Origin of the sequence: Nitrospira sp., from assembly GCA_016715825.1 — a bacterium.
Classification (GTDB): Bacteria; Nitrospirota; Nitrospiria; order Nitrospirales; family Nitrospiraceae; genus Nitrospira_D.
The window spans coordinates 221,507-247,739 of sequence record JADJXO010000002.1 but is presented as its reverse complement, the minus strand read 5'-3'; the positions used below and the strand labels follow the sequence as shown (position 1 = coordinate 247,739).

Below are 26,233 nucleotides of genomic sequence, written 5' to 3'. Positions count from 1 at the left end.
CAATACCTGGTTACGCCGTCAATTGCCGGTAGATACGAGGGAGCTTGGAGGGAAGGGTTTCGACAGTGCTGACGACGCAATACCGCGTGTCAGCATACATGCGGCCAAGATAGCTTTCCGATTCCCGATCAATCGTCACGCAAAAAGCCTCCACTCCCCGCACTCGTGCCTCGCGCAGGGCCATCTTCGTATCTTCCAGCGCATATTCATCCTTGTAGCCATCGTCCAACGGTCGTCCGTCACTCAACAACATGAGGATACGGTTTTTTGCGTCGCGCCGTAGTAACTTGGTGGTGGCGTGCCGTATCGCCGCTCCATCACGATTCTGATGGCGGGGAGTCAGGCCTCCCAGCCGATGCGCGGTCGAGGCGCCAAGCCGCTCGTCAAAATCCTTGACCGTGAGAAAGTCGACCATAGCACGTCCCTGGCCGGAGTAGGCATACAATCCATACTGATCGCCAACGGCTTCCAGTGCTTCACAGAGGAGCACCAGTCCTTCTTTTTCTACATCGATCACTCGACGCCCATGGTCGAGGGTCCGGCTGGTCGATGCACTCACATCGACAAGAAACGCCACCGCCACATCGCGCTCACGCTTTTCTCGACGAATGTAGATCCGATCGTCGCCTTCTCTGCCCGCGCGCTGTTCTCCGGCCCGTCGAACCACCGCATCAAGATCCACCTCGTCCCCGTCCGGTTGCCCAGTAACGCGTCGACATGCGGGAGGACGCAACCCCTCAAAAAACCGCCGGAGCGACCGAATGGCACTCCGCTGCGCCGCCAACGTCGCCGTGACGAACTCATCAGATCCGATATCCGCGGAGCATTCGCTGACACGGCTCCAATTCATCCGGTAATCGTCAATCCGATGGTCCCACTCGGGGTACAGCACAGCTTGTCCTTCATGCGCCCGGACCTCTCGTCCCGATCGAGCATCAGTCTCGAGAGTCACGCTCTCTTCGACCAAGGACGGCAAGGATCGTCCCTCGCTCAAGCGCTCGTTAGCTCTGGGCTCCTGGCCACGCCGGGGATTTTCTGTCGAAGCATTCTCGGGGGGTACCGGAGGCTCCGGACTTTGTTCGAGTGGTGCCTGGTTCCATGTGATGAACTCCGGATTCATCGAGCCACGATAGGCGACATCGGTCACTGGGCGGTATTGGTCACCTGGTTGCGTAGGTGAAGGTTGCTCCTCTTGTCCATCCTTTGGGTCCTCATCTCGTTCGATAGTAATCATCTCCCCACGAGCCGCCAAAAGTTCCTCCAATTTCACATACACGGCGTCGACCACCCGAACGACGTCTTCCGCCGTGGCCGTCGTCTTCAGAACGGCCTGGCTCATGCCCCAGAGGATGGAGACTTCCTCCTTCACCGCCTGTGGGACTGCCACAGCTTCCGTTTCACCTGTCGAAAGCCTCAAGAGGCAGTCGACGACCACTTCCTTGACCGTCACCCCATGCGTGGGATCGCGCGGGGTGATGGATCCGGCGGCCAACCGCGCAAGATCACGCCGAAGGCCAGGATACTCCGCTTGCAACAAGCACTCGATGCGAGCATCTTCCAATACGACCCAGAGATCCCTGACGAGGAGTGCCTGAGGGTAACGCTGGAACAAGGCATTCAGCGTCTCGGGTCTGGCCTCGCTGGATCGACCGTAACGCTCTCCTACGGTATCGACCAGATCGCCGAGCGTATCGAGCGTCAGCCGATAGGTGCCGAATTCTACATGTCCGGCTTCGTGCGCCGCCATCACGAGGTAGAGGCGCTCGTTCTCTGCGGCAGTCGGATATCGGCGAAGCAGCGCCGGCAAAGAAATGGACTTTCCGTCTGTGCTGACCGTCGCTCGGCCTGGAGCCATCACTGAATCCGGAAGCGCCGTCACGGCCACATCGGTTCCGCAGAGCCCCTGGACAAACAACGTGACTCTTCGCGCGACCTGTCGAAACGGCACCCCACTTAACGCCTGCTCGACCGAGGCCAGCGCTTTCTGGGACTCGACTGCGAAAAAGGCGCGTGCTGCGTCCGGACTGTAGGCCAGCACTTCCATTCCGGTCGTGAACCAATTCTCAAATTTTGAGACGGCCTCAGGCCCATCTCCGAGCAATTGGATGAGTTCCGGCGCACGCTGTAGATAGCCGATAGTCGCCTCCACATGCTTCTCGGCTAGCAGGGACCCGTACTGCAAGAGCTTGATCTGCCATGCTTCCGACGGTACTGCGCGTAAGAGGTTGGGTGAATCCGCAAGCCAGGCGATGCTGGATTCCGGAGATCGCTCGGCCAACAAGAGGCAAAGAGAGACGACTTTGGCACGAACGGTCGCCTGTTCTATCTGCCCAAGAATGGAGGGGCTGGTCCTGAGAAACTCCATAGTCGCCATATAGTCCGGCTTCCCTAGGCTGTTCGGCACAATCAATTTCATGCCCACGGTGGCCCAGTCCCGTACGCTCTCTACCGGCAGCACGGAGGTAAGCCTGGAGATTTGCCTAATAAATTCGAGACCGACGACCACGTTGACTTGTGTGAGTTCCATGCCGATGTCGAGCCAGGGGCGCAAGTGGGTCGTGGGGACATCTGCGAGAATCTGTGGAGCATGCCGAATATATTCGAGCGCCACGTTGGCGTCTTGCTCAGCCAGTTCCAGACCGATCGTCAGGACCTCAACTCGCGCATGAGCCGGTTCGATGAGCCCCAGCAACAAGGGGCTATCTTTAAAATATTTGAGCGCGGATGCACCTGACGACTCAGCTAAGGCCACCCCAAGATCAAGCCACAAGATGATATCTCCTAACCTGGCGCGACGGTCCAATGCAGGGAGCGCTTCGACCGCCGCGGTGGCTGTTTTCCCTGATAATTCGTGCAGTTCATCCAGCAGGGTCAATACTTGTTCCGCCGCATCCGGTCGACCCGTAGCCTGAGGCAACCGAGTCATCAGTGCCTCCGCAACCTGTGTGCCTAGTTCGGTCGCGAGCCGTTGGTGCAAGATTTGCTGATGAATAGACATGCGTGTCAGATTTGGTTATGAGAACCGACTGAAGAGCCGGATTGTAAAGCAGCGAATTCCCCTTGTAAACTAGCGGGTCTGCCTTTCATCACTCTGTAGGAGGAGGTCTATGGCTGAGCCAACACCGGGAAGCCTTGAGAAAATACGAAAGTTTGTGGAAGGGTTTGCGGAAAAGAGCGGCACCACCATGCATCCTAACTCCGCCGTGACCGAGGCGGTCGTCAACGGATTGGCGATGCACATCGATGAACTGGGGAAGCCCCTCTGTCCGTGCAATTTCTATCAGGACAAACAAGCCGAAGCCAAGCTCCGACGTTGGATCTGTGCTTGCGACGAAATGCAGATCTACAAGTACTGTCACTGCCTCCTCTTTGTTCGCGAAGATGGGATGCCGATCACGGAGTATTTGCCGGAAGGCCACGAGGGACGCGAGGTCTATGGCGTCGTCACCGATCCGACGCCAGAGAAGGGTCGCGCCCTCAAACATAAGGCCATCTCCTCTCCACTCGTGTCTGACGAGTCGCCAGCCTCCCCGACATGACACGGTCTCAGGTCACGCTCGGTTGGTTCTTCGCCGGCTATCTGCTGATCAGCATCTTTTCTGATCCATCGGTACCGGCGGCCGAGCCACCTCCAGCCAATCCCCCTGCACTGAATGAGAAGGAACTCTTCTCTTACAAACCCAAGGGGCGGGGAGCGGCAACCGGCCAAGTGTTCCTCAGCTCACCCTCCGGCAAGGCCGTCACGCAGGCCGGTGTCCCGGTCTATTTGATTCCGCGAATAGCCCATACCCGGGACTGGTTTAACCGATATGTGCGCGTGACCGCCTGCCCCCCACACAGTGTCGTATCGTTTCCCGATAATTCCGCTGTTCCTGCGCCATCAGGTGACTGTCTTCGAGATGTCCTATCCCAACTGTTGACTGAAAAACGCCTTGTCCCCTATCTCCGCACAACCCGGGCCAATCCAACTGGTCACTTTTGGTTCACGAAACTTCCCGCTGGACGCTATTATATAGTTAGCCTTCTCGAGGGAGGTTCCGGGGCACACCAGGATGTATCTCAGGGTGGAATTGCTTGGGCAACCCTCGAGCTGGATACTGGCGAGAAAGCCACAAACCTTGTCGTCACGGACTGCAAGAGCGGTCTTTGTTGACCAATAGGGTCAGAGTGTCAGCGGTCACGGGAAGGTGTAAGGAGCGCCATGCGAATTCTCTTAGTTGAAGATGATGCGGATCTCGCGCAATTTATCCGAAAAGGGTTGAAAGAAGAGCAATACGCGGTTGATGTCGCCATCGACGGTGAGGAAGGGTTGGAACTTGCGTTCAACAATGCGTACGATCTTTTCATTCTCGACATCGGGCTTCCCAAGCTCGATGGCCTCGCCCTGTGCCGCCGGATTCGCGATAAGGGGAACATGACACCGGTGTTGCTCCTGACCGCCCGCAACACCGTAGAGGACAAGGTCTCGGGGTTTGATACCGGTGCGGATCAATTTCTGCCGAAGCCATTCGCCTTCGTGGAGCTGTTGGCGCAAATACGGGCACTCCTACGGCGTGGCAGTACACAACAAATCGTCCAACTGCAGGTGGCCGATCTGAGACTGGATCCGGCTTCTCATCGCGTCTGGCGCGCCGGAAAAGAGATCGCACTCACCAATAAGGAATACGCGCTCCTCGAATTTCTCTTACGGAACAAGAATCGAGTCCTGACGCGTACCGCGATCATCGAACATGTCTGGGACATCAGTTATGACCCCATGACGAACATCGTCGACGCCCACATTCGGGCCCTCCGCGCGAAGATCGACCGAGACTTTTCCCCGCCCCTGATCGCCACCGTACGAGGCGCCGGATATATGCTTGAAGAGCCGGATGCGCCTGCATGAAATCGCTGCGCGTCCTGATCAGCTGGTCCGTTTTTGTCTTAATGGCCGGGCTGCTCTTGTTCTCTGCTCTCGTCTATGCCGCGAGTGAGGTGTTGCTCCAACGTTTTGTGGACGGACGCCTCCTCGTATTGGGCGAGACGCTGACGGAATTCGTGGAGCGGAAGCCTGAGCTCTTTGAACACCGCGACCGAGACATTGCACCAACCAGTGAATTGACTCAAAGCCCCACGGATCAGCATGTCTTGCCAGACGTCACTCATGCCCTCCGGGTTTTTTCTTCTGGAGGGTCGCTCGTCTGGAGGAGTCCTCACGCATCGAGACTGGAGTCGCTTCCGCCGAGAATTCTTGAACAAGTCCGCCTCAAGAACATTCTGTTTGAGACCTTCAAGGCACCGGATGGCATACCCGCGCGTCACCTGTTTCTCTTCTTCGTGGGCAAAGGCGGCGTGCAGTATGTCTTGCAGGCAGAAACGTCGTTGCTTCACTACCAGGAAACGTTGAATGGTCTGGTGCTTCTCCTGGCACTCGGATCCGGAGCAACTCTTTTTTTCGCCTGGATCGGCAGTCACTGGTTGTCCAAGAAGGTCCTGGCTCCGATCGATGCGTTGTGCAAAGGCGCCGAAACGATGTCAGATACCGACCTCGAAAAACGCCTGCCGATGGACTCACCGTACCACGAGTTTCGGCGACTCACCCAGGCTGTCAACGCCGTGTTGGATCAATTCCAACGTGGCAGTGAAGTCCAACGAAACTTTTGCGAAATCGCGGCCCACGAAATGAAGACGCCGCTGACGATTCTGCAGGGGAACCTCGAGGTTGCCCTGATGAAAGCGCGGACTGTCGAGGAGTATCATGAAGTGCTCCTGAACAACCTCCAGCAAGTCGAGCGTCTCATTGCGCTGACCCGACCCTTGTTGACTCTCGCAAAATTCACCAGCAGTAAGCCTCCGGTCCATCTTGTACCACTCGTGCTCGAGCCACTGATTCAAGAGATCGTTGACGAGCTCGCACTACTTGCCGACGACCATCAGATTTCACTACGGTTCGAGTCCCAGCCGGTTCCCTCAGTGCTCGGCGACACCCAATGGCTCAAGCAAGCGTTGATCAACCTGCTTGATAACGCACTGCAGTATACCCCGGCCGGTGGGTCCGTCACGGTGCGGCTACAGTCATTGGGTCGAGAGGTCGCCATAGCCGTCGAAGACACAGGCCATGGTATCGAACCAGAGCATATTCCCCACCTGTTCGAGCGCTTCTACCGGACCGATTGGGCTCGGGCAAAAGACACCGCCGGGACCGGGCTTGGACTCCCTATCGTAAAGGAAATCATGGAAGCCCACGGCGGCAGCATCGCGGTCACCAGTGAGGTCAATAAAGGCTCTAGTTTCACCTTGCGTTTGCCGGCCCTCAGTCAACCTACACGTTCCACGTAGTGGTTGCTTGTTCCTACCCGGGATTTCCTCCCGACCCAATCCTTACTGTCGTGTGCCTCTGCCGACGTATTATTTGGCTACTCCAGCATGAAGATCTCTTCATGATTCCCTCATGGTGGCTTCATATTGAGGGCGTATACATGTAGGAAAGTGAAAGGGGGTGAACACATATTATGATTTCCTTTATTGAAGGGTTCTTATTGTTGGCCATATTCAGCGTGCTGTTCGCCATGATGCAGACCGCGAATCGGTAGCTGAACGGCTCCCTGATTGGTCAGGAACGACCTGATGGGGAGGTGCCTGAGTGTGAATGCCGGTGCTTGGATGTGAGGCGGAGGACGACAGGGAAATGGGCGTTGCCTCGAAGCCGAGAGCGATCGAGAGGGGTTGTTCTATTTTCTCTCTTTCATCGCTCGTTCAACCTCTCGTCCCGCCTCTCGAGCCTTGATCGACGCACGACGATCATGTTGTTTCTTCCCTTTTGCCAGCCCCAGTTCGACCTTGGCCTGGCCTCGAGCTGAAAAGTAGATGCGGAGAGGTACGAGCGTGAGACCTTTCTGCTGGGTTTTGCCAAGAAGCTTGTTGATCTCTTTGCGGTGAAGGAGCAATTTACGGGTCCTGATCGGATCATGGTTCATGAGATTACCATGACTATACGGACTGATGTGGCAGTGGTGAAGAAAAACCTCCCCTTCTTTGACGCTCGCGTAGCTGTCTTGTAAGTTCACACGCCGATCGCGCAACGATTTCACCTCGGTGCCTTTCAGGACCATCCCCGCCTCGAACTTTTCCTCGATAAAGTAGTCGTGATAGGCCTTCCGATTTGTGGCCACGACTTTGTACTGATCGTCTGTCTCTTTGGTCATTAGTGAAAACCGACGTCTTGATCTGGTGCTTGGATACCGCCTATGATGCCCTTCATGGGCTCTGGTCCGCTCGACTCCTTCGGCAACATCCTCGCGGGAATTTCCAAACGTCTTGGTCTGGAACCGAGGTTGATTGAACTTCGTTTACAACATCGTTGGCGCGATCTTGTCGGCGAGCCCATGGCAAGCCATACCTGGCCGGCTCAGATTCGCTTTAAGAAACTGTATCTCCTCGTCAGAAATCCTGTCTGGCTGCAACAACTGACGTATCTCAAACCCGCGCTTTTGACGAAGTTACAAGCAGAGTCCGGACAAGAGTCCATAACCGATATTGCATTTCGCGTTGGAGAGATTCCCGATACCACCACGGCCGCAGTCGATCTTCTCAACGTCAGGCTCCAGTCTTCTCATCACGCTGAACCTTTGCCTGAAGTAGTTTCGCATACCACGACGATCCAAGACCCTTCGTTGCGCGAGCGATTCAGAGAGGTGATATCGACTTATCTGGCTCAGGTTCATCCTCGACCGGCAAGGGATCCGTCACAAGCCCCTTGAACAGAATCCGTGTGTCGCTGGACATGATTCCATCATGAGGCATGGGGCCAGTACCGCCTTCTTCGTTCTGATCTTGCAATCGATAGTACCCGCGCATGGATTGGACGTAATCCTTTCTCACCACCGCGTCGCCTGCCAGGTACCTTGCCAGTACTTCTGGATTGGTTTTGAGATGGTCGTCAAACACATAAATCATGATGTGACGGTACCGACCGCCGGAATGACCCTCGGTTGTGGGATAGATTTTCATAGGACCGAAATCGCGCGTTTCATGGCCGACTTTTCGAAACCGCTTTACTAATCGTTCGACCTGTTCATCTTGGGTATCCCGAGGGACATAGGTCGCCACGAAATGACCGGCCTGCGACCCGACCGTGTAGGGTGGAATCGAACGATCGGGACGGCTAAGATACATGCCTCCCCAAATCAGTGCGAAAGATCCCACAAACACAGCGAGCGCAAATTTAACGACAATATCCAGCGGCTTTTTGGTCGTGGGATCGGCGGGAGGCATGGAAGAAACTATCCGTTGGATACAGGAACAACCGTCCAGTCTTGGTTAGGCCACGGGGGTGTCATCCGATGGCACATCTTCTCGTTCGACCGCTTCCGCTAGTCTGGCGACGCCCACCACTCGGTCTCCTTCGCCGTCGAGATCGAGAATACGAACACCTTGGGTATTCCGGCCGATCTCGCGGATGTCGTCCACCTTGCATCGAAGCACTTTTCCCTGTGCAGCCATCAGCATGATTTCATCATCGTCTCGGACTTGCAAAAATCCGACGGCGAGGCCGTTTCGCTCCGTCGTCTTCACGCTGATAATGCCTTTCCCCCCACGGCCCTGCACACGATACTCACCGACCGGTGTCCGTTTCCCGTAGCCACCTTCCGTGACGGTCAAGATAGACGTCGTAGAATCGGGCGTGATGGTTTCCATGCCGATGACTTCGTTCCCCTCTTCGAGGGTGATCCCCTTTACGCCATAGGCGGTCCGACCCATCGGCCGTACTTCTTCTTCTCTAAACCGAATCGTCATGCCCTGTCGCGTGCCGAGAAGGATTTCTCGCTGCCCATCCGTCAGCTGAACCCCGATCAGCTTGTCGCCACTCTCAAGCCCTAATGCGATAATCCCGCCCTGCCTCGGATTGCTGAACGCGGACAGTTCCGTCTTCTTGATGACGCCTTTCTTGGTGCCCATCACGATATACCGGTCATTCCGAAACTCTTTGACCGGTAAGGTCGCCGTCACCTTTTCATTGCTCGATAAGGCCAAGAGGTTGACCAGCGCCTTGCCCTTCGCAGCCCGGCTGGCCTCAGGAATTTCATGGACCTTCAACCAGAAGACTTTTCCCGCATCCGTAAAAAAGAGAAGCGAATCATGGGTGGAGGCGGTGAAGAGATCCTCGACGAAGTCCTCCTCCTTGATGCCCATGCCGATCTTGCCCTTCCCCCCTCGTCGTTGAGAACGGTAGAGGGATACGGCATTTCGTTTGATGTATCCCGCATGTGAGATACTCACGATCACTTCTTCTTCCGCGATGAGATCCTCCAGACTGATCTCCGCCTCTTCTTTGACGATCTGCGTACGGCGCTCGTCCTTATAGGCCTCGCGAATTTCCGTCAGCTCGTCTTTGATGATGGTTCGGACCAGTGCTTCACTTGCGAGCACGGATTTGAGGTATTCGATCTGCTTCAGCACGTCCTGATACTCTTCGACGAGCTTCGTCCGTTCAAGTTGCGTCAGGCGCTGGAGTCGCATGTCGAGGATCGCCGTGGCTTGGACTTCGGTAAGGCCAAACCGCTGCATCAGCCCGGCCCGCGCTTCATCCGGCGACCGGGACCCTCGGATGAGCGTGATGACGGCGTCGAGATGATCGAGCGCAATCTTGAGCCCTTCGAGAATATGTGCTCGTTCCTCCGCTTTTCTGAGCTCGAACGCCGTCCGTCGCACGACGACTTCTCGACGATGATCGAGGAAATGATGGAGGATCTTCTTGAGGTTCAGCACCTCCGGTCGGTTGTTGACGAGCGCCAGCATGATGACGCCGAACGTCGTCTCAAGCGGGGTATGCTTGTAGAGGTTGTTCAAGACCACTAATGGGATTTCGCCTCGTTTCAGTTCGATGACGACTCGCACTCCTTCGCGATCCGAGGACTCGTCTCGTAAGTCCGAGATGCCTCTGATCCGATCTTCTTGAACCAATTCCGCAATCTTCTTGATCAAGCTCACTTTGTTGACTTGGTAGGGAATCTCCGTGACAATCAGGCGCTCCCGATCGGTCCGTTCATCGATCTCCACCGCCACTTTCGCCCGCAATGTGAGGAGGCCTCGACCGGTTTCATAGGCTTCCTTGATGCCGCTCACACCGTAAATGAACCCCGCCGTCGGAAAATCAGGACCGGGTATTTTCTTCATCAACTCGGCGATCGTCACCTCAGGATTCTCCAGCAGGAGGAGCAATCCATCGATGACTTCGGTAATGTTGTGGGTTGGGATATTGGTCGCATAACCGACCGCGATACCTCCGGCTCCGTTGACCAGAAGATTTGGTACCCTGGTTGGTAGGACCAACGGTTCCTGCCTCGACTCATCATAATTCGGGGCAAAGTCGACCGTTTCCTTATCGATGTCGGCCAGCATCTCTTCAGCCAGTTTGGTCATGCGCGCTTCGGTGTAGCGCATGGCCGCCGCTGAATCGCCGTCCATCGACCCATAATTGCCCTGGCCATCGACAAGGGGATAGCGCATGTTGAAATTCTGCGCCATCCGCACCAGGGTGTCATAAATGGCCGAATCGCCGTGGGGATGGTAGTTCCCCATGATTTCGCCCACGATCTTGGCCGACTTTCGGTAGGCCCGATTGGAGGCGAGGCCCATTTCATTCATGCCGAACAAGATGCGGCGATGAACCGGTTTGAGTCCGTCGCGAACGTCAGGCAGCGCCCGCCCCACGATCACGCTCATGGCGTAATCGAGGTAGGAGGACTTCATCTCATCTTCAATCGCGATGTGGCCTAAGCGTTCATCAGGGGGCATTCTGTCCTCGTGAAGCGTATCTCGTGAAACATGAAACGTAAGGATCCGAACACTCGTTCGGCCTGCGCTTCACCCTTCACAAACGACGTTATACGTCTAAATTTCTAACCTCAAGCGCGTGTGTCTGAATGAAATTCCGCCGCGGCTCGACCTCGTCACCCATCAAAATCGTAAAGATCTCGTCCACGCCCGTCAGGTCCTCAAGCGTGACACGGAGGAGAGTGCGCATTTCAGGATTCATGGTTGTTTCCCACAGCTGCCCGGGGTTCATTTCCCCCAATCCTTTGTAACGCTGGATACTGAGCCCCTGCTTGCCCGTTTCCAAGATGGCTTTTACCAGCTCATCGGTCGTCCGATACAGGTTCTCCTGACCTTTCACTTTGAGTTTGTACGGAGAACGTCCCAGCCCGATCGCCGTAGGGGTCAGCTTCTGAAGTTCTCGAAAGTCTGCCGAACCAACAAGCTCGTGTGAAATCTCCAATTCTTGCGCGGTGCCGTTGGTATGGAGCCGGCACTTCACTTTGTTCGATTGATGCTCTTCATCGTCTAACACGTCAAAGGTCGGTCTTGCCTTTGGAAACACCATGGCCAGGGATTGCCTGACGTTCTCGACCGACTGTTGGAGGGCTCCTCGTTCCTTGAGACGCTCGCGATCGAGGCCCGGCTCATCGACAAACGCCCGCAGAATGGCAGCCTCGTACAGCTTCTTATTCTGGCGACCAAGCAACGTTTCAAACGCAATCATCTTTTTCAGAATGGGAAGGAGTCGACGGCCGGTTACATATTCCCGGACCCCTTCCAGATAAAGCTCGACATCTTCAACAGCTAAGTCGGCTAAATGCTCATTCAACGACGCTTCGTCCTTGAGGTAGCGTTCTGCCTTTCCCTTCTTCACTTTGAACAGCGGGGGCTGCGCGATGTAGATATAGCCTCGTTCGATCAGTTCGGGCATTTGGCGGAAAAAGAAGGTCAAGAGCAGGGTCCGGATGTGACTACCGTCGACGTCGGCATCGGTCATGAGAATGATTTTGTGATAGCGTGCCTTGGCGATATCGAACGCATCCTTTTCCGCTTTGTCGCCTTCTTCCCGCTTACGACCAATCCCGGTCCCCAACGCCATAATGAGCGTCCTGATTTCATCGCTGGAGAGCATCTTGTCGAAACGGGCCTTCTCGACGTTCAGTATCTTCCCTTTCAACGGTAAAATGGCCTGGAACTTCCGGTCGCGCCCTTGCTTCGCGGAGCCACCAGCCGAATCTCCCTCCACAATATAGAGTTCGCTCAACGCCGGGTCTTTCTCCGAACAATCGGCTAATTTTCCAGGGAGCGAGCCTCCGTCAAGCGCGCTCTTGCGCCTGATCAGGTCCTTGGCCTTCCGAGCCGCTTCGCGCGCGCGCGCAGCATCGACGGCCTTGCCGATGATCTTTCTGGCGACGGGATGATGTTCTTCAAAATAGTTGCCCAGGGCCTCGTTGACGGCCGCCTCGACCACACCCTTGACTTCGCTGTTCCCCAGCTTGGCCTTCGTCTGGCCCTCGAACTGCGGGTTGCGTACCTTGACGCTGACCACAGCGGTCAATCCCTCCCGCACGTCGTCTCCCGTTAAAGACTCCATATCTTTCTTGAGGAGATCGTTCGCGTTCGCAAACGTGTTGATCGTCCTGGTCAGAGCGGCTTTGAATCCTACTAAGTGGGTGCCGCCTTCCTTTGTGTTGATATTGTTCGCGAAGGAAAAGAGATTCTCGGAGTAGCTGTCGTTGTACTGCAGTGCCACTTCGAGAATCATTTCTGGTCTCTCGACCTTCACATAGATCGGCTTATGCAGGGGCGTCTTAGCTTCGTTCAGGTGTTCGACGAAAGAGACGATGCCGCCCTTGTACAAGAAGACCTGTTCTTTTGCCGGTTCTTTGCACTCATCTCTGAGGGTAATCGCCAGGCCTTTATTGAGAAAGGCCAGCTCGCGAAGCCGTTGGGCCAGCACATCGAAGCTGAACTCCAACGTCTCAAAGACTTGTCCGTCCGGTTTGAACCGAACTTTGGTGCCCCGGCGTTTCGTCTTCCCCATGGCCTCAAGAGGCGCGTTGGGCTTCCCACGCTCATACCGTTGTTCGAAGACTTGGGCATCCTGCCAGATCTCCAGCTCGAGCCATTCCGACAAGGCATTGACCACGGAAATGCCTACTCCATGGAGTCCTCCTGAAACCGTGTAGGCGCCTTGCTCGAACTTCCCGCCTGCATGAAGGACCGTCAAGGCCACCTCTGCTGCCGATTTGTTTTGTGTGGGATGCATACCAGTGGGAATACCGCGTCCATTATCGATGACCGTCACACTCCCATCGATGTGGATGGTGACTTCGATCGTCTCCCCGAATCCGGCCATGTGCTCATCGACGCTGTTGTCAACAACTTCATACACCAGATGGTGGAGGCCATCGACCCCGGTACTGCCGATGTACATCGCTGGTCGCTTGCGGACTGCATCGAGTCCCTCGAGGACTTTGATCTGATCGGGGCGGTAGCTATCTGACGGAGACGGATCTTCTGTGGCCATCGTTTCCTAACTATGTGGTAAGCGGCTGAGGCTAAATCTTAATGGGCATCACGACACACTTGAACCCAGGACTTTCCGGCTCCTGAATCAGACAGGGACTCAAGGGCGTCTCCATCTGAAGTGAGAGCGTGTCTCCATCCATCACATTGAACACATCCAAGAGGTACCGGGCATTGAAGCCGGTGTTCAATGTCTCACCTTCGTATTGTGCCGGTAGCTCTTCCGTCGCTTCCCCATAGTCCGGGCTGCTTGAATAGAGCGTCATCCTTCCGGAGGTAAACGACACTTTGACAGCACTGGATTTGTCTTTTGACAAGACCGACACCCGACGAAGCGCACTCTCCAGTTCGGCCCTATTCACATGAATGGGCCTGCCAATTTCCTTAGGAACGACCTGTTGATAGTTCGGATAGTTGCCTTCCATGAGCCTGGACGTCAGGAGGAGACCGCTTTTCCTGAAAATCATCAGATTCTTCGTGAAACCAATCAGCGGCTCGCCATCTCCCCCCTCTTCCAACAAATGCCGGATCTCATGGGCTGCTTTCTTGGGAATGATGGCTTTCATCTCCAGCGGCATTCCTTTGGCACCGGCCGCTCCGACTTCCTGTTCTGCCACGGCGAGGCGATGACCGTCCGTACCGACCAATCGCAGAGACGTTTTCTTTTCAGTGGCCAGCAATGTGACCAGGAGACCGTTCAGGATATATCGGGCATCGTTGTCACCTGCCGCAAACAGTGTTTTCCGAATCAGCTCAAGGAGTCCGTCTCCAGAGAGAGGCGTCAACCCTTCCCGATCAATAGTCGGCAGCGCCGGGTATTCGTTACTGGGAAGACCCACAACTTTGAATTGGCTTTTCCCGGCTTGGATCGTCGTCCAGTTGTTGTCGGCGGCGACCAACTCAATATCCCCGGGAGGTAATTCCTTCACGATCTCGAACAGCTTTCGCGCTGAGATCGTCACGCCTCCGGTCGTTAAGACCGACGCTTTATAGAGGCCTCTTACACCGATCTCAAGATCGGTGGCAACGATCTCGACGCCGTCCGGTTTTGCCTCTAACAAGATATTCGACAGAATCGGCATCGTGTTCCGCTTCTCCACGACACCCTGTACGCGCTGGAGCCCTGTCAACAGTTCATCTCGCCCGATGCGTACTTTCATAGCGTTCTCTCCCAGGCAAGTCGTTAGCTTCTCAGAATCTGTTCTTTCAATGTGTCAAGGGTTGTCTGCAACGTGCTGTCCGTTTCCTTGGCTTTCGCGATCTGACGGCAGGCATGAATGATAGTGGTGTGGTCTTTCCCTCCGAATTGTCGTCCGATCTCGGGGTACGAGGCATCCGTTAACTCCCGGCAGAGATACATGGCGATCTGTCGAGGATGCACGAGTGTTTTGCTCCGTCGGCGCGATTTGATTTCCGTCAACTTGACATGAAATTGACTGCACACTACTTCTTGAATGTCGTCCATAGCGACGATCTTTTTCTTATCGCCGATAACGTCTCGAAGGAGATTCTTCGCGAGCTCAAGCGTGATCACCTGTCCTGTCAGCGAGGCATAGGCCCCTAAACGAACAAGGCTCCCTTCGAGCTCTCGGACGTTGCTTTTCATCGTGATAGAAAGGAATTGAATGACGTCTTCTGGTAATTTGACGCCCTCGTCCTCGGACTTCTTACGTAAGATTGCAATACGCGTCTCGACGTCGGGAGGTTGTAAATCCGCGATAAGCCCCCACTCGAACCGAGAGCGGAGCCGTTCTTCAATATCCGGCATATCCTTTGGGAACCGATCACTCGAGAGAACAATCTGCTTATGTCCTTCATATAAGGCATTAAAGGTGTGGAAGAATTCTTCTTGTGTGCGTTCTTTTCCCATCAGGAATTGAATGTCGTCGATCATGAGCATATCGATATGGCGATAGCGCTTCCGAAGGTCGATCATCTTATCGTACCGGATCGAATTGATGACTTCATTTGTAAACTGTTCAGTCGTTAAATATGCGATGCGGAGGTCGCTCTTTTCGGCCACATGATTTCCAATCGCATTTAGGAGGTGGGTTTTCCCAAGGCCGACTCCACCATAGATGAAAAGTGGGTTATACGTCTGTCCCGGTTGTTCGGCCACTGCCATACATGCAGCATGGGCAAATTGATTCCCCGCACCAACAACGAAGTTCTTGAAGATATATTTTGGATTGAGCTGAATTCCTCGACGACTCTTATTGTGATTTAGCGGTCGCTGGGGGACAGATGGAGACACGATCTCATTCTTCTGCAGCGAGGCCTTCTCACGGACAGTAAACGTCACCGTCGTTTCTCCGCCGCCGCGGGCAGTTGACACTGCTTCCGCAAGCAGAGATGCATAGTGCGTATCCAACCATTCTCCGAAGAATTTATTCGGCACACCGATATGAGCCGTGGAGTTCTCAATCCGGTCAAGGTGCACCGGTATAAACCAGGTGTCGTATACTTGCTTCGGTACCCTCCCTTGAATGTATTGCAAAGCCTCTTCCCAAAGTGTGTCTACACTCATAAGTTGTTTAAAATCCTATTCACAGGATTATTCACACCTGTGGATAATAATATTTTTTAACCATCAACCTCATCCACCCACATTCCAGTGCATAACCTGTCAGATATTCAAACTCGATTCTTACATACACCGACACCTAAAAAATCACCCACAGATTTCCCCCACGTTTCACCTTATTAAAACCAACATATCCCCAAACTTATCCATCACATTACAAGTTATTAAATCTTATATAATCAACAACTTATCTCTTATCCACACTCTTCACTTTCCTACTCCTAATTCGACTACTACGAATCTTCTTTCTTTAGAAAAATCGGAGTTACAGAGTAATAACCTTGTCAGCCTTGAGGAGCAACTCCAATACCTTCCCATAAGATAAGTTGTCACCTCGGTGACAAAGTGATGATTCTATAGTCCTTTCAACCTTTCCCGGAGGAAGATTCTTATCTAATGAAATCACAAGACCAGAACCCTCTTTAAGGCACATCTCATAGGTAATTGATCGTTCAATAGGGTGAACGACATAGATAATTAGGCTCATACCACAATATTGCTTTTAGAAAATAAGTGCACAATCGCTGGATCGAATAACGTCCGCAATATGCTCATCTGTATAATATTGAACTTGAAAATTACTCTGTAGCTGGGTGTGATTCGCCCTGGCCTGGAGAATAAATGGAATCTGTAGCTGGATGATCGATGGGAGATATTTCTCAAGAATATCAACATCAATAATATCATCTGTGTCTTCAGTAAGAAGGCGAAAAGATTCTCCGAGGAGAACCACAGTAGTGTGGTGTAATCCCGCAACAAGGCCAAGGGCTATCCTCAGTGCTTCAACCGGCCTGTGTGTGTTACGAGGATCTTCTTGAATGACAAGGGCGATAGTCTTGGCCACGGGAGATTCATCGATCTATCACGCAAAGGACAAGAACGGCTTACAGTTCTCAATAAGTCCTGAAAGCACTACTAATCCACATAGGGACATAGTGGGATCCACGTCAGTAGTCGGAACACCATGTTGCTGGCAACCATACGCACAGATAAAAATGTTTGCGCCTGTTTGGGCAAGTCTTCGATACTCGTCATTAGGCATATTCTTAACGCCTTCATCAATGAGGTACAGATACACTTCATGCCCGGCGTTGAGTGCAGCCTGTGCTAACCCATGGACAGTTGAAGCACTGACATGTGAGGGAGGTCGAGCTAGGAGGAACCCTACTTTGTGAGTTTGCTGTGAATTCACAGGAATTTCTATTATTATTTCAGTATGTTAGGAGTAAAATGATATTAAGAGAGTACGGGGTTTAGAAGGGAAAGTCAACGTGAAAAATGGCTCGTTAGGAGATCGTGATGAGTGGTTGAATCGCGGAAGGGAGTGTTGATAGAGGGAGTTCGTTCTGGCTCTTTGTCACCATATCTCGAAGAATTGCTGCGCCTTTTACGACTTCATCATCCCCGATGATGAGACTGAAACGACAGCCAAGCCGATCTGCCTGCCGTAAGTGGGCCTTTAAGGAGGAAGATCGGAAATCTGACAGAGCTGATATCCCACAGATGCGAAGCTCCTCAAGTGCTGAGAGGCCGGCAAGTGAGCCTTGCTCACCAAAGGCAGCGACATAGACAACCACTTTAACAGCTGATGCCCTGGTAGCTGAATCCTCGAGCAACATCGCAATACGTTCCAAACCGACGGCGAATCCGACAGCTGGTGTGGGAGGTCCTGAGAGCGTCTCAACGAGACCATCATAACGTCCACCTGCCCCGACGGCATTCTGTGCGCCAAGATTCGTCGCAGTCACTTCGAAGGTCGTCAGGTTGTAATAATCCAGTCCACGGACGAGTCGATAATTCAAAGAATATGGAATATGGATAAGATCAAGTCCGCGCAAGACAGCACTAAAGTAGACTTGTGGAGCTTCAGAGAGTGAATCGGCGAGCCGAGGAGCCTGTTCTGTAAGGGCACGACACTCTGTGACTTTACAATCAAGAACGCGAAGGGGATTCATCTCAATCCTGCGCTGGCAATTAGAACACAGGCGGGATTCATGTTGTCGCAGATAGGTCACGAGTTGAGGTCGATAGGAATCACGATCGGCAGGATACCCCAAGTTATTAATCTCCAAAGTGAGGCCCTGGAGACCAACATCACTCAGTAACCGCCACAGTAGGGCAATGGTTTCAATATCAGCTCGCGGGTCAGCCATCCCAAAGGACTCGACACCAAATTGATGAAATTGTCTAAGACGCCCGGCCTGGGGTCGCTCGTGCCGGAACATCGGCCCGAAATAAAAGTACTTCTGGGGAACGGGTACTGCCCCGCGATTATGCTCGATATAGGCTCGGACTGTCCCGGCAGTTCCCTCAGGCCGAAGAGTCAGCGAGGTACCGTCTCGATCTTGGAACGTGTACATTTCCTTCTCGACAATATCGGTCGATGCCCCGATACTGCGTGCAAATAAGGTCGTTACTTCAAAGATCGGAATACGAATTTCATGAAATCCGTACCGGTCTGCCCACCTCCTGGCAGTCTCCTCGATGGCACGCCAACGGGGTGTCTCTTCCGGTAACAGATCCTTGACGCCTTTAATGCCCTTGATCATAAAACGTGCATAGCTCCCTTGCGCCAAAACCGTGCGAATCTCGCGATTCGGCGGACTATAGCGGCGCGTTCTGCAGCAAGTCAACGGACCTGAGCTTGCGCCATCTTGACGTGAGAGGTATAGTGCGCGGCTTGCAGTTCAACGAGGATGTGAACGGCCCTCTATGAGTCAGGATCAATCAGGTCGACGGGTTGTTGCGATCGCTCCCATGCCGCCGGAGAAATCCGCATACGCACTGGCGCGCTATAGCCGATCACCGGACTCCATCGAAGACAGCATCCGGTGGGTCCATGGGCATTCCTCGGAAAAGTTCTGGGACCAGTTTTATTTCGATTACGGTCATGCATCGATCGCCGATCTTGGTCACGTCATTATCTGTTTTGAAGAGATTTCTGAATTGGCCGCCATTCGTCTGGAGGACGAGCCACTCTGGGACGGGCAGGCGAAATCGAGTCGCTATCAGAATTTTGCCTCGAGCCGATGGTTTGTACCGGGACAGATTCGAGGGAGCGAGACCGAGGCGCTCTATGAAGGTGTTCTCCGCAGCCTGTCGGAAATTTATCGATTGCTGCACGATCCCTTGATCGCGTACCTCTCCGAGCGGGATCCACGACCGGAATCCATGAAACCGGCCGATTATCAGCGGACCATCGCGGCGCGGGCGTTCGACGTCACCCGGTACCTGCTTCCCCTTGCGGCAAAGACCAACGTGGGGCAAGTCGTCAGCATCCGGACATTGGAAAAGCAGATTACGCGGCTCCTGTCGTCTCAGCTACCTGAGCTGCGAGGGATCGGTGAGGATTTGAAAGCAGCCTGCCAACGCCAGCCGGTGAATCTGTGGAGCGAGCTCTGTGGTCAGACTTCGGGCGTGAACGACCCGCTCGCGCCGACACTAGCACGACATGCGAAGGCGAATGCCTATCAAGAATCAGTGTATTCCGATTTGGCTCGCCACGCAAAAGAGGTGTTGCGCGGGACGGGATTAGACCAGCCCAGCACGTGGGGCGCGGTGGAGGCGGTCGAGCTGGTTGACCCGCATCATCCACTCGACGAGATCGTCACGACCCTTCTCTATCGCGTGTCACAGGCCCCGTACCGGAATATTCTCGATGTGGTCCGAGAATGGTCTGAGAAGGAGAAGCACGCGACCATCGAGGTAGCCACGAGGCAGCGAGGGCCGTACGATGACCTCATCAAGGAGTTCCGCAGCGGCTATGCGTTCACCTTCGATATTCTGATGGACATCGGCGCATGGCGGGATATGCACCGACACCGGCGGTGTCAGCAGGTGCAACAAAACTTCACCACCGTTCACGGCTATGACGTGCCACCGCCGTTGGTCGATGCTGGGTTGGATACAGAGTATCGACAGGCCATGGATGCGGTGTGTACCGACATCGAATTGCTCAAGAAAAAGGACCAGGAAGCCTCGCTCTACGCCATCCCCTTTGGTTTCAAGGTGCGTTGTCTCTTCAAAATGGATTATGCCGAGGCGGAGTATATCGCCAAGCTTCGTTCCGGGGTCAAAGGCCACTGGTCCTACCGAACGGTTGCCTGGCAGATGAAGCAGCAGCTATCCAAGAAATTTCCCTTTCTTGGGGAAGGGATCCAAGCGACGCCACCTGACGTCCAAGACGTGCTGACTCGATAGCATCCCCGAATCACTCATGAGCAGCCATCAGCAACAATGCGAAGCGGCCATCGTCGCGGGGGTCTGGGACGTCTTGTACGCCGAGTCGATGGGCTGGAGCCGAGATCCCGACGGGGCGAAAGATCCGCGTCCGCTGTTCGCCAGAAATGTTGTGTATCTCTTGCAGGGTCGGTTTGCCGATGCGTGGAAAGCCCATGCGCTCTGTCTTGAGTCACAGGAACACATCGCGGTGGTGGGGAGTTGGGTGAACGATCTGCTCGAACGACATGCTGAGTGCGGGTACGTTCATTTGATCAAGGGCCTGTTTCTTGCGCAGTCAGGGCAATCGGAACAATCCCTGAAACTCTACACGGAAGCCGCTCGATTGCTTCCAGAGTCGGCCCATCCATACTATTTTCAGGCACAAATTCACGAACGGGCTGGCCATCCTGAGATGGCGATCAAGGCGTACCGCGAGGCTGTCCGGCTTGCTCCTGATTTTCCCCCAGCGCGGATGAATCTGGGAGTTGCCTACCAAGACCAAGGGCGGCTGGAAATGGCGATCAAGGAGTATCGTGAGGTGATCAAGCTCACCCCCAACGATTCGGCGGCTCATTCCAACCTGGCCTGCGCCCTTGCGGAACAGGGCAAGCTGGAACCGGCCGTGCAATCCTATAAGACTGCCTTGAAACTGAATCCACAGGATGCCGAGGTGCACTTTGCCCTCGGTGGTCTGTATGAAACACGCGGTCGGCTGGGCCTGGCGCAGAAGAGCTATCAGGATGCGCTCAACGCCAATCCGGACTTTGGCGCCGCTCACTCCGCTCTTGGCTGGCTCGCGTTAGGTAAACATCAACTCCAACAAGCGGCGGACATCTTCGGCCGGGCGCTCAAGTGCAATGAGGGAGATGCGCGGGCCTATCACGGCATCGCTGAGATCTATGCGATTCGGGGGAAACGTCAAAGCGCAATGGAGAACTATAGCAAGGCATTGAAGTACTATCAGGACCCCGAAAAGCGAAATCAGATCATGAATCAGCTGTTTCAGGAAGGACAAGTGGGGGATTGAGGGTGTTGGTTCCTTATAAGTCCCATTTAAGTGTCCGAATGACGAGAAAGGAGCCGGTGTGGCTCGGCGTCCTCGCGTATTCAGTGCATTCCTCGATATGATGAGTGGTGCGCTGCCGCTTGTCTTTGCTTGTTCATCATCCCCCCCACCATTGTCCCCTCCCCCCGGCGGGTTTTAGAAGATCGGGAAGGGCGCAGCCCCTCTGCTCGCGCCCGCGAGGCCAAGGCCACTCACGACTCGCCCATCTGGCCCCGCCCCCCCCCCGCAGCCCTTAATCGCCAGCTCGGTTTCCCCAAGGCCGAGCCGGGGCCGCCGCCGGCCGCCGGCGCCCCCCCGCCCGGGGCCCCCGGGGGGGGGGGGCGGGGGGCCGGGGCGCGGGGGGGCGGGGGGCCCGGGGGGGGGGGGGGGGGCGCGCGGCCGGGCCCGGGCGGGGGGGGGGGGGGGGGCCGCGGCCCGGGGGGCCGCGGGGGGGGGCGGGGCCCGGGGGGGGGGCCCGGGGCGCCGGGCCCGGGGGCGGCCCGGGCGGTCGTCGAGGCTTCTCCGTCCTTATAATCTACTTTCAGTTTTTCAATCTCTTCCATGGAAGATTTCCTCCAAGTAGTCGGTAGTGTCGCAAACGTTCCTGTAGGGGTTTATAAGGCCATTTGCAAAGGCAAAAGGGTGAGAAGAGGTGAAACGTCCGCTATCTGATAGCTTGAGTTTCGCAAGTGATGCAGAGCGAAGCTGGCGGTGTTTTTAACGCCTACTCAAAGTTCCCTGATGGCTCCCTGCAGCACCGTGATCTGCGTGGTGGGATCGCCGGTCGCTTTCAGTTCGGTGCGGATCTGATCCTTCAGGTAGGATGAATATCCAACACGGTCGATGAGGAGGTCCAAAAATCGCTCAGCCGGCAGGAGGCTTTGGTCCCTGAGCTCCTCAACGGTCTCATCACTCACCGGGACATAGGTACTTCCGATGTGGAAGACCACATTGTAGTGACGTTCAGTGGCGATCCGTTCGAACCTCAAGCCCTTCACAGATTCCCTCCCAGCAAGGCGCTCATTCTAGACAAGATCTGGTCGTGAAGACAAGGGCAACTTCGGCGCTTGTTCGGTGGACAGTGCTCCTGATGGACATTTATGATCAGGATACCGTGGGCCTCAGGTTGTAGGGGATTTCTGACGTAATGACTGCACATGACCTCATAGAGGCCTGTAGCGTCAGCCTTGAAGCCGAACGAGCTTATCTGACGGAATCAGGGCAGGAAGCGCCTATTCTAGCCTCACAGGGGCGGCTGATTCGGACAGTCGGCGGGCTCCATCTCTATGAATTTGCTCTGCCTTCCAACGTTGCGCTCTGTGGTGATCTTCCGGTATCCGTTATTCCACCCGAGGAGGCAGAAACCACAGAGGGCATCGTACTCTATCAAACCGACAATCGCGTCCTGCTTCAACTTGTCGATAACCTCGGAAACGAGGTCCCTTCTGTCACGCTGGTTCCAGACAAGGCGGGTCTCCTCAGTACCTCTGCCGGTCGTCTGAGAGAGATGTTGGCAAAACCTGACCTGTTTCACTTTGGGCCCACCGAACGGCTGGCGTCGATGCTGCAGAAGCAAGGCGTCGACGCTCAAGCAGCGCCTGCCGCGTCATCGGTCTTCATGACTCTGTGGGCGGATGACCGGTCAGAACGTCGACAGAAACTCGCGAGTCTAGCGGTAGAACTCATTCGCGCCAACAAGCGTATCCTCTTTCTGAGCCCGAGCCATCACGAGTGCGATGAGGCTATTGGCCAAATCGCCAGAACGATCAAAGCCGGCGGTCTAAACTACAAGATGTGGGTTACTCGGTATGAACTCTCTATGGCTACGAAAGCCGAGGGCATCGACCTCCATGAACTGGGATTCGAATCGCAAATGCACCAGTTCCTCGCCAAGTCACAAGCCGACAAGGCGTCCTTAAAGAGTAAATACGATCGCTTTCGCGCGTTGGTGCCGCTCCTGGCCCAAAAGGAGGCGAAACAGAAAGACTTGGATGAAGTCCGTTCATTCGAATGGCGTCTCGTGACTCAGTTGCGGGAGCTTCAAGTGCGGATGGCTGAGGCTGAGGCCACACTCAAGCAGTTTGAGACTCTGTCGCTGTTTCAACGTTTGTCGATGCAAGCACTCGGGAAAAATGCAGAATCGCTCAAACAGTACTGTGAGCTGTACCAGAGTCAGATAGATCAGCTGGATCAAGAAATTGATATCGCCAAAACACGCATCCAAGCACTCGTTCCTGAAGCCGCCGTTCCCAGGGGGAAGCGCGCCGAGTTTGAGGAACTCAAAGAGTTCATCACGAAGCTGGGAGGCGCAAAGAAGGTTCGCGAACTGATGGCAGCGGAGGAACATCCGAACCGCCAGGCCTTTCTTCAAAACCGACGACTGGTGGCTGCGACACCCACACGGGTGGCGAGCGACCCTTTGTTCAACCAGGTGCGCTTCGATGTCCTGATCGTCGATGAGGCACCGAGGATTGCGGCGCCCTCGCTGCTCGCGGCAGCAGGGCTGATCCGCGAGCGAATCATCATCAGTGGCGATCCACGAGAGATCACGAGCGCCGGACAATGGATCATCCCGGTCACTACTCAGAATGCAGAGTGAATGGCGGTCCGGTTGCTTGCTTGACGTGAGCAAGGAGAATTCAGGATAATCCGGCTCCCCCGTAATTCATCGCATGCGGGGATGTTCAAAAAGGCCGTCCAGCGAGGCCGTAGTGAACGAAAGGTTGAGGCGTACTATTCGCCGGTACGTCGAAACCTTGAGCGAAACGAGAACGAAGCTGGCGGGTTTTTTCAACATCCCCTCGAGCCGAAGTGGTGGAATGGCAGACACGCCAGCCTCAGGAGCTGGTGCTCGCAAGGGCGTCCGGGTTCAACTCCCGGCTTCGGCACCACCAAACGAAACTTCTCTTGACCTGCGGCTAGTTCCACGTCAAAACGGAACAGATATCGGTGGATAAGGACTCGAATGGTCAGATTTGAGAGGTGCACGATGAGGCTGTTCCTGCTTGCGGTCGTATTGATGTGGACCTGTACATCCGTCGCGACCGCGGCGGAGCCGCTCAAGGGTGGTTCGAAGAAAACGGTACCGTCGTCGGTATCTTTGTCTGGGGAGGAACCGTACGCGGCCCTACGGCGTGGCGACTTTAGGGTCGCGGGGGCGCTCTTTCTTCCTCTGGCGGAAAAAGGAGATGACCGGGCACAATATAACCTTGGACTCCTCTACGCCAGTGGCCTGGGAGTGATACATGACTTCAAGGCGGCGATGAAGTGGCATCGCCTGGCGGCGGGGCAGGGCCATGCAGGGGCGCAGAATGCACTCGCGCAGATGTATGCGAAGGGGCAGGGCGTGCCACTGGATTCCGTGCGCGCGCATATGTGGTACAGCGTGGCGATTGAGTCTTCGATGGCGGGATCGAAAGACGAACTGATGAAGGATCGCGACAACCTCGCTTCACACATGGCGCCGGCTCAGATCAAGAAAGCCGAGGAGCTGGCCCAGAAGTGCTTGGAATCGAAGTTCAAGAAGTGTGGTGAGAAGTAGCGCTCTTCGCGCATCGGTAGGTACCTCGCTCTCCCGGAATGCTGTGCTACTCCGCACGTAGCTTTCTGATCTCTTCCAACGTGTTCTCAATTTCTTTCGGCGAGTTTATAAGACTCGGCGCGAACCTGACATACTTGGTCGCATAGGGGGTCACGCTGCCGACAATTCCCCGTTCACGGAGCTTCTCCACAACCTGGCGAGGCTGCAAGCCGTTCACGTCAAAACAGACGATTCCTGCCGAGAGATTCTGTGACATCGGTGTGTGGAGGGTCACATACCGCATCGAGGCTAATCCCTGTTTCAACTGCTGGTTCAGTTCATAGATGCGCTGCGTCACGGTTGATTTCCCGATGGCTTGATGGAACCTAAAGGCTTCATCCAGCGCCCACCGATGTTCGAAGGAGTGGAATCCGCCCGGGGTCATGTGGACGGATGGCGGAAGATTCCTCGAGGACTTGTTCTCCATCCAGAGTTCGTAGGCCTGCCCACTAAAGGTTGGAATCGTCGCCTGGGCGATTGGCCAGGCCTTGGGGTGACCCCAAACGAGTCCGGTCCCGCGTGGGCCGAACATCCATTTATGCGTCCCAGCGACGAAGAAGTCACAGCCGAGCTCGCTCACACTGAAATCTTCCACCCCCAAGCCATGGAGTCCATCCACGCAGAAGATGATCCGGTCCTGTTCATCACGGGAGCGATTGATAGTCTGAATCGCCAGTGCCATTTCGTGGATCGGCAGCTTCAGTCCCGTGCTGGAATGGACCCAGGTGACGGCCACGATACGTGTGGCGGTCGAGATGCCCTTGCGCAGGGACTCAACGATTTCGTCGCGCGTGACGGTCTTAAGGGCACGATAGAGGGAAATCTGACGCACGGTGGCGCCCGTGCGTTCGGCGCGGAGGCGCAGCGCGGTTTCTGTCGAGTAGTGATCGTGTGTTGTGGTCAGGATTTCTTGGCCAGGTTGAAGCTGTAGGCCTCCGTACAGCAGCCCGAGCCCCATCGTCGTGCTGTCGGTCAGGGCGATGTCGGTGGGGTGGGCACCCAGATAGTCAGCTGCAGCCAAGAGCACCCTTGCCTCCTGTTTTTCTTCTTGCTCCTGCCAATAGCCGATCGGGTCGGCATCGAGACCGGCGCGATACCGTTCGATGGCTTCGCGCACCGGTGTGGGATGGGAGGCAAGGAAAAACGTCGCGAGGTGAATGAGATGAGGAGAAAGTACAAACTGTGCCCGTAGGTCTTCCCAGTTTGTGAATCTATACGGCAGAGTGTGTTGATGGGCTAACGTGCGCGAGCAGGCCTCCGTCAGAACAGCCGTGCTCAGGGCCAAACCCGTCCGCACCAGAAACCCTCGACGGCCGATATCGCTCATACCATCTCCTCCTTCGAAATCGGTCTAGGGTACTGTACTGCTTGGTATAAAACTCAGGCAAGGAAGAACTGGGATCGGAGGAGGAACGGTCTCCGTAGTATCGGGCGAGGGTCGTTCATGGTTCGACAAGCTCACCACGAACGCCGTTGG

The 26,233-nt window shown here is 55.0% G+C and carries 21 protein-coding genes and 1 tRNA gene; 10 read left to right on the top strand and 12 right to left on the bottom strand.

What is annotated here, in order from left to right; translation table 11 throughout:
* Nucleotides 1-10: 10 nt before the first annotated feature.
* On the bottom strand, nt 11-2,926 hold the full coding sequence (locus IPM58_07250) for a VWA domain-containing protein (GenBank protein ID MBK9306871.1): 2,916 nt from the start codon (nt 2,924-2,926) through the stop codon (nt 11-13).
* 181 nt (nt 2,927-3,107) lie between these two features.
* Between IPM58_07250 and IPM58_07245 the strand changes: the two genes are divergently transcribed.
* From IPM58_07245 to IPM58_07230, 4 genes are read left to right on the top strand one after another with little or no spacing between them, the layout of a single operon-like run.
* On the top strand, nt 3,108-3,539 hold the full coding sequence (locus tag IPM58_07245) for a ferredoxin:thioredoxin reductase (GenBank protein MBK9306870.1): 432 nt from the start codon (nt 3,108-3,110) through the stop codon (nt 3,537-3,539).
* Nucleotides 3,536-4,153: a hypothetical protein gene (locus tag IPM58_07240; GenBank protein ID MBK9306869.1), complete on the top strand. Its 618-nt coding sequence runs from the start codon at nt 3,536-3,538 to the stop codon at nt 4,151-4,153. The genes IPM58_07245 and IPM58_07240 overlap by 4 nt, the downstream gene beginning before the upstream one ends.
* Before the next feature lie 48 nt (nt 4,154-4,201).
* Nucleotides 4,202-4,885: a response regulator transcription factor gene (locus IPM58_07235; protein ID MBK9306868.1), complete on the top strand. Its 684-nt coding sequence runs from the start codon at nt 4,202-4,204 to the stop codon at nt 4,883-4,885.
* On the top strand, nt 4,882-6,318 hold the full coding sequence (locus IPM58_07230; protein ID MBK9306867.1) for a hypothetical protein: 1,437 nt from the start codon (nt 4,882-4,884) through the stop codon (nt 6,316-6,318). The genes IPM58_07235 and IPM58_07230 overlap by 4 nt, the downstream gene beginning before the upstream one ends.
* Nucleotides 6,319-6,710: 392 nt before the next feature.
* Here the strand turns inward: IPM58_07230 and smpB are convergent, their stop codons facing one another.
* Nucleotides 6,711-7,184: an SsrA-binding protein SmpB gene (gene smpB / locus IPM58_07225; GenBank protein MBK9306866.1), complete on the bottom strand. Its 474-nt coding sequence runs from the start codon at nt 7,182-7,184 to the stop codon at nt 6,711-6,713.
* A gap of 54 nt (nt 7,185-7,238) precedes the next feature.
* Here smpB and IPM58_07220 point away from each other — a divergent pair, with 54 nt between their 5' ends.
* Entirely contained in the window at nt 7,239-7,739 is a 501-nt protein-coding gene (locus IPM58_07220) for a DUF721 domain-containing protein (GenBank protein MBK9306865.1), read from the top strand.
* Here the strand turns inward: IPM58_07220 and IPM58_07215 are convergent.
* From IPM58_07215 to IPM58_07180, 8 genes are all read right to left on the bottom strand, one after another.
* A complete protein-coding gene (locus IPM58_07215; protein ID MBK9306864.1) occupies nt 7,666-8,253 on the bottom strand; it encodes a hypothetical protein in 588 nt (195 codons plus the stop codon). The genes IPM58_07220 and IPM58_07215 overlap by 74 nt on opposite strands.
* Nucleotides 8,254-8,298: 45 nt before the next feature.
* Nucleotides 8,299-10,776 carry a DNA gyrase subunit A gene (gene gyrA / locus IPM58_07210; protein ID MBK9306863.1) on the bottom strand — a complete coding sequence of 826 codons (2,478 nt, stop codon included), beginning with the start codon at nt 10,774-10,776 and terminating at the stop codon, nt 8,299-8,301.
* 88 nt (nt 10,777-10,864) lie between these two features.
* Nucleotides 10,865-13,327, bottom strand: coding sequence for a DNA topoisomerase (ATP-hydrolyzing) subunit B (gene gyrB, locus IPM58_07205; protein MBK9306862.1), 2,463 nt, complete (start codon nt 13,325-13,327; stop codon nt 10,865-10,867).
* Between the two features lie 31 nt (nt 13,328-13,358).
* Nucleotides 13,359-14,486: a DNA polymerase III subunit beta gene (gene dnaN / locus IPM58_07200; GenBank protein MBK9306861.1), complete on the bottom strand. Its 1,128-nt coding sequence runs from the start codon at nt 14,484-14,486 to the stop codon at nt 13,359-13,361.
* Nucleotides 14,487-14,509: 23 nt separating this feature from the next.
* Nucleotides 14,510-15,853 carry a chromosomal replication initiator protein DnaA gene (dnaA, locus tag IPM58_07195; GenBank protein MBK9306860.1) on the bottom strand — a complete coding sequence of 448 codons (1,344 nt, stop codon included), beginning with the start codon at nt 15,851-15,853 and terminating at the stop codon, nt 14,510-14,512.
* A gap of 559 nt (nt 15,854-16,412) precedes the next feature.
* On the bottom strand, nt 16,413-16,754 hold the full coding sequence (locus tag IPM58_07190; GenBank protein ID MBK9306859.1) for a hypothetical protein: 342 nt from the start codon (nt 16,752-16,754) through the stop codon (nt 16,413-16,415).
* An 18-nt stretch (nt 16,755-16,772) separates the two neighbouring features.
* Nucleotides 16,773-17,102, bottom strand: coding sequence for a DsrE family protein (locus IPM58_07185; GenBank protein ID MBK9306858.1), 330 nt, complete (start codon nt 17,100-17,102; stop codon nt 16,773-16,775).
* Nucleotides 17,103-17,196: 94 nt separating this feature from the next.
* Nucleotides 17,197-18,459 (bottom strand): histidine--tRNA ligase, encoded by a 1,263-nt coding sequence (locus tag IPM58_07180; protein ID MBK9306857.1) that lies wholly within the window; start codon nt 18,457-18,459, stop codon nt 17,197-17,199.
* 163 nt (nt 18,460-18,622) lie between these two features.
* Here IPM58_07180 and IPM58_07175 point away from each other — a divergent pair, with 163 nt between their 5' ends.
* Nucleotides 18,623-20,110 (top strand): FAD-dependent thymidylate synthase, encoded by a 1,488-nt coding sequence (locus tag IPM58_07175; GenBank protein MBK9306856.1) that lies wholly within the window; start codon nt 18,623-18,625, stop codon nt 20,108-20,110.
* A 16-nt stretch (nt 20,111-20,126) separates the two neighbouring features.
* Entirely contained in the window at nt 20,127-21,158 is a 1,032-nt protein-coding gene (locus IPM58_07170; protein ID MBK9306855.1) for a tetratricopeptide repeat protein, read from the top strand.
* A 746-nt stretch (nt 21,159-21,904) separates the two neighbouring features.
* Here the strand turns inward: IPM58_07170 and IPM58_07165 are convergent.
* Nucleotides 21,905-22,174, bottom strand: coding sequence for a hypothetical protein (locus IPM58_07165; GenBank protein ID MBK9306854.1), 270 nt, complete (start codon nt 22,172-22,174; stop codon nt 21,905-21,907).
* 149 nt (nt 22,175-22,323) lie between these two features.
* Here IPM58_07165 and IPM58_07160 point away from each other — a divergent pair, with 149 nt between their 5' ends.
* From IPM58_07160 to IPM58_07150, 3 genes are all read left to right on the top strand, one after another.
* Nucleotides 22,324-23,775 (top strand): hypothetical protein, encoded by a 1,452-nt coding sequence (locus tag IPM58_07160; protein MBK9306853.1) that lies wholly within the window; start codon nt 22,324-22,326, stop codon nt 23,773-23,775.
* 206 nt (nt 23,776-23,981) lie between these two features.
* Nucleotides 23,982-24,067: transfer RNA gene (locus IPM58_07155), tRNA-Leu, on the top strand.
* 98 nt (nt 24,068-24,165) lie between these two features.
* The gene (locus tag IPM58_07150; protein MBK9306852.1) at nt 24,166-24,717 is read left to right on the top strand and encodes a sel1 repeat family protein; all 552 of its coding nucleotides are present in this window, start codon (nt 24,166-24,168) and stop codon (nt 24,715-24,717) included.
* Between the two features lie 46 nt (nt 24,718-24,763).
* Here the strand turns inward: IPM58_07150 and IPM58_07145 are convergent, their stop codons facing one another.
* Entirely contained in the window at nt 24,764-26,083 is a 1,320-nt protein-coding gene (locus IPM58_07145) for an aminotransferase class V-fold PLP-dependent enzyme (protein ID MBK9306851.1), read from the bottom strand.
* Between the last annotated feature and the right edge of the window lie 150 nt (nt 26,084-26,233).

Bases quoted from the DNA above. Each gene is read 5' to 3' on its own strand.
- IPM58_07250 (MBK9306871.1), bottom strand. From the start codon at position 2,926: ATGACTCGGTTGCCTCAGGCTACGGGTCGACCGGATGCGGCGGAACAA.
- IPM58_07245 (MBK9306870.1), top strand. From the start codon at position 3,108: ATGGCTGAGCCAACACCGGGAAGCCTTGAGAAAATACGAAAGTTTGTG.
- IPM58_07240 (MBK9306869.1), top strand. From the start codon at position 3,536: ATGACACGGTCTCAGGTCACGCTCGGTTGGTTCTTCGCCGGCTATCTG.
- IPM58_07235 (MBK9306868.1), top strand. From the start codon at position 4,202: ATGCGAATTCTCTTAGTTGAAGATGATGCGGATCTCGCGCAATTTATC.
- IPM58_07230 (MBK9306867.1), top strand. From the start codon at position 4,882: ATGAAATCGCTGCGCGTCCTGATCAGCTGGTCCGTTTTTGTCTTAATG.
- smpB (MBK9306866.1), bottom strand. From the start codon at position 7,184: ATGACCAAAGAGACAGACGATCAGTACAAAGTCGTGGCCACAAATCGG.
- IPM58_07220 (MBK9306865.1), top strand. From the start codon at position 7,239: ATGGGCTCTGGTCCGCTCGACTCCTTCGGCAACATCCTCGCGGGAATT.
- IPM58_07215 (MBK9306864.1), bottom strand. From the start codon at position 8,253: ATGCCTCCCGCCGATCCCACGACCAAAAAGCCGCTGGATATTGTCGTT.
- gyrA (MBK9306863.1), bottom strand. From the start codon at position 10,776: ATGCCCCCTGATGAACGCTTAGGCCACATCGCGATTGAAGATGAGATG.
- gyrB (MBK9306862.1), bottom strand. From the start codon at position 13,327: ATGGCCACAGAAGATCCGTCTCCGTCAGATAGCTACCGCCCCGATCAG.
- dnaN (MBK9306861.1), bottom strand. From the start codon at position 14,486: ATGAAAGTACGCATCGGGCGAGATGAACTGTTGACAGGGCTCCAGCGC.
- dnaA (MBK9306860.1), bottom strand. From the start codon at position 15,853: ATGAGTGTAGACACACTTTGGGAAGAGGCTTTGCAATACATTCAAGGG.
- IPM58_07180 (MBK9306857.1), bottom strand. From the start codon at position 18,459: ATGATCAAGGGCATTAAAGGCGTCAAGGATCTGTTACCGGAAGAGACA.
- IPM58_07175 (MBK9306856.1), top strand. From the start codon at position 18,623: ATGAGTCAGGATCAATCAGGTCGACGGGTTGTTGCGATCGCTCCCATG.
- IPM58_07170 (MBK9306855.1), top strand. From the start codon at position 20,127: ATGAGCAGCCATCAGCAACAATGCGAAGCGGCCATCGTCGCGGGGGTC.
- IPM58_07160 (MBK9306853.1), top strand. From the start codon at position 22,324: ATGACTGCACATGACCTCATAGAGGCCTGTAGCGTCAGCCTTGAAGCC.
- IPM58_07150 (MBK9306852.1), top strand. From the start codon at position 24,166: ATGAGGCTGTTCCTGCTTGCGGTCGTATTGATGTGGACCTGTACATCC.
- IPM58_07145 (MBK9306851.1), bottom strand. From the start codon at position 26,083: ATGAGCGATATCGGCCGTCGAGGGTTTCTGGTGCGGACGGGTTTGGCC.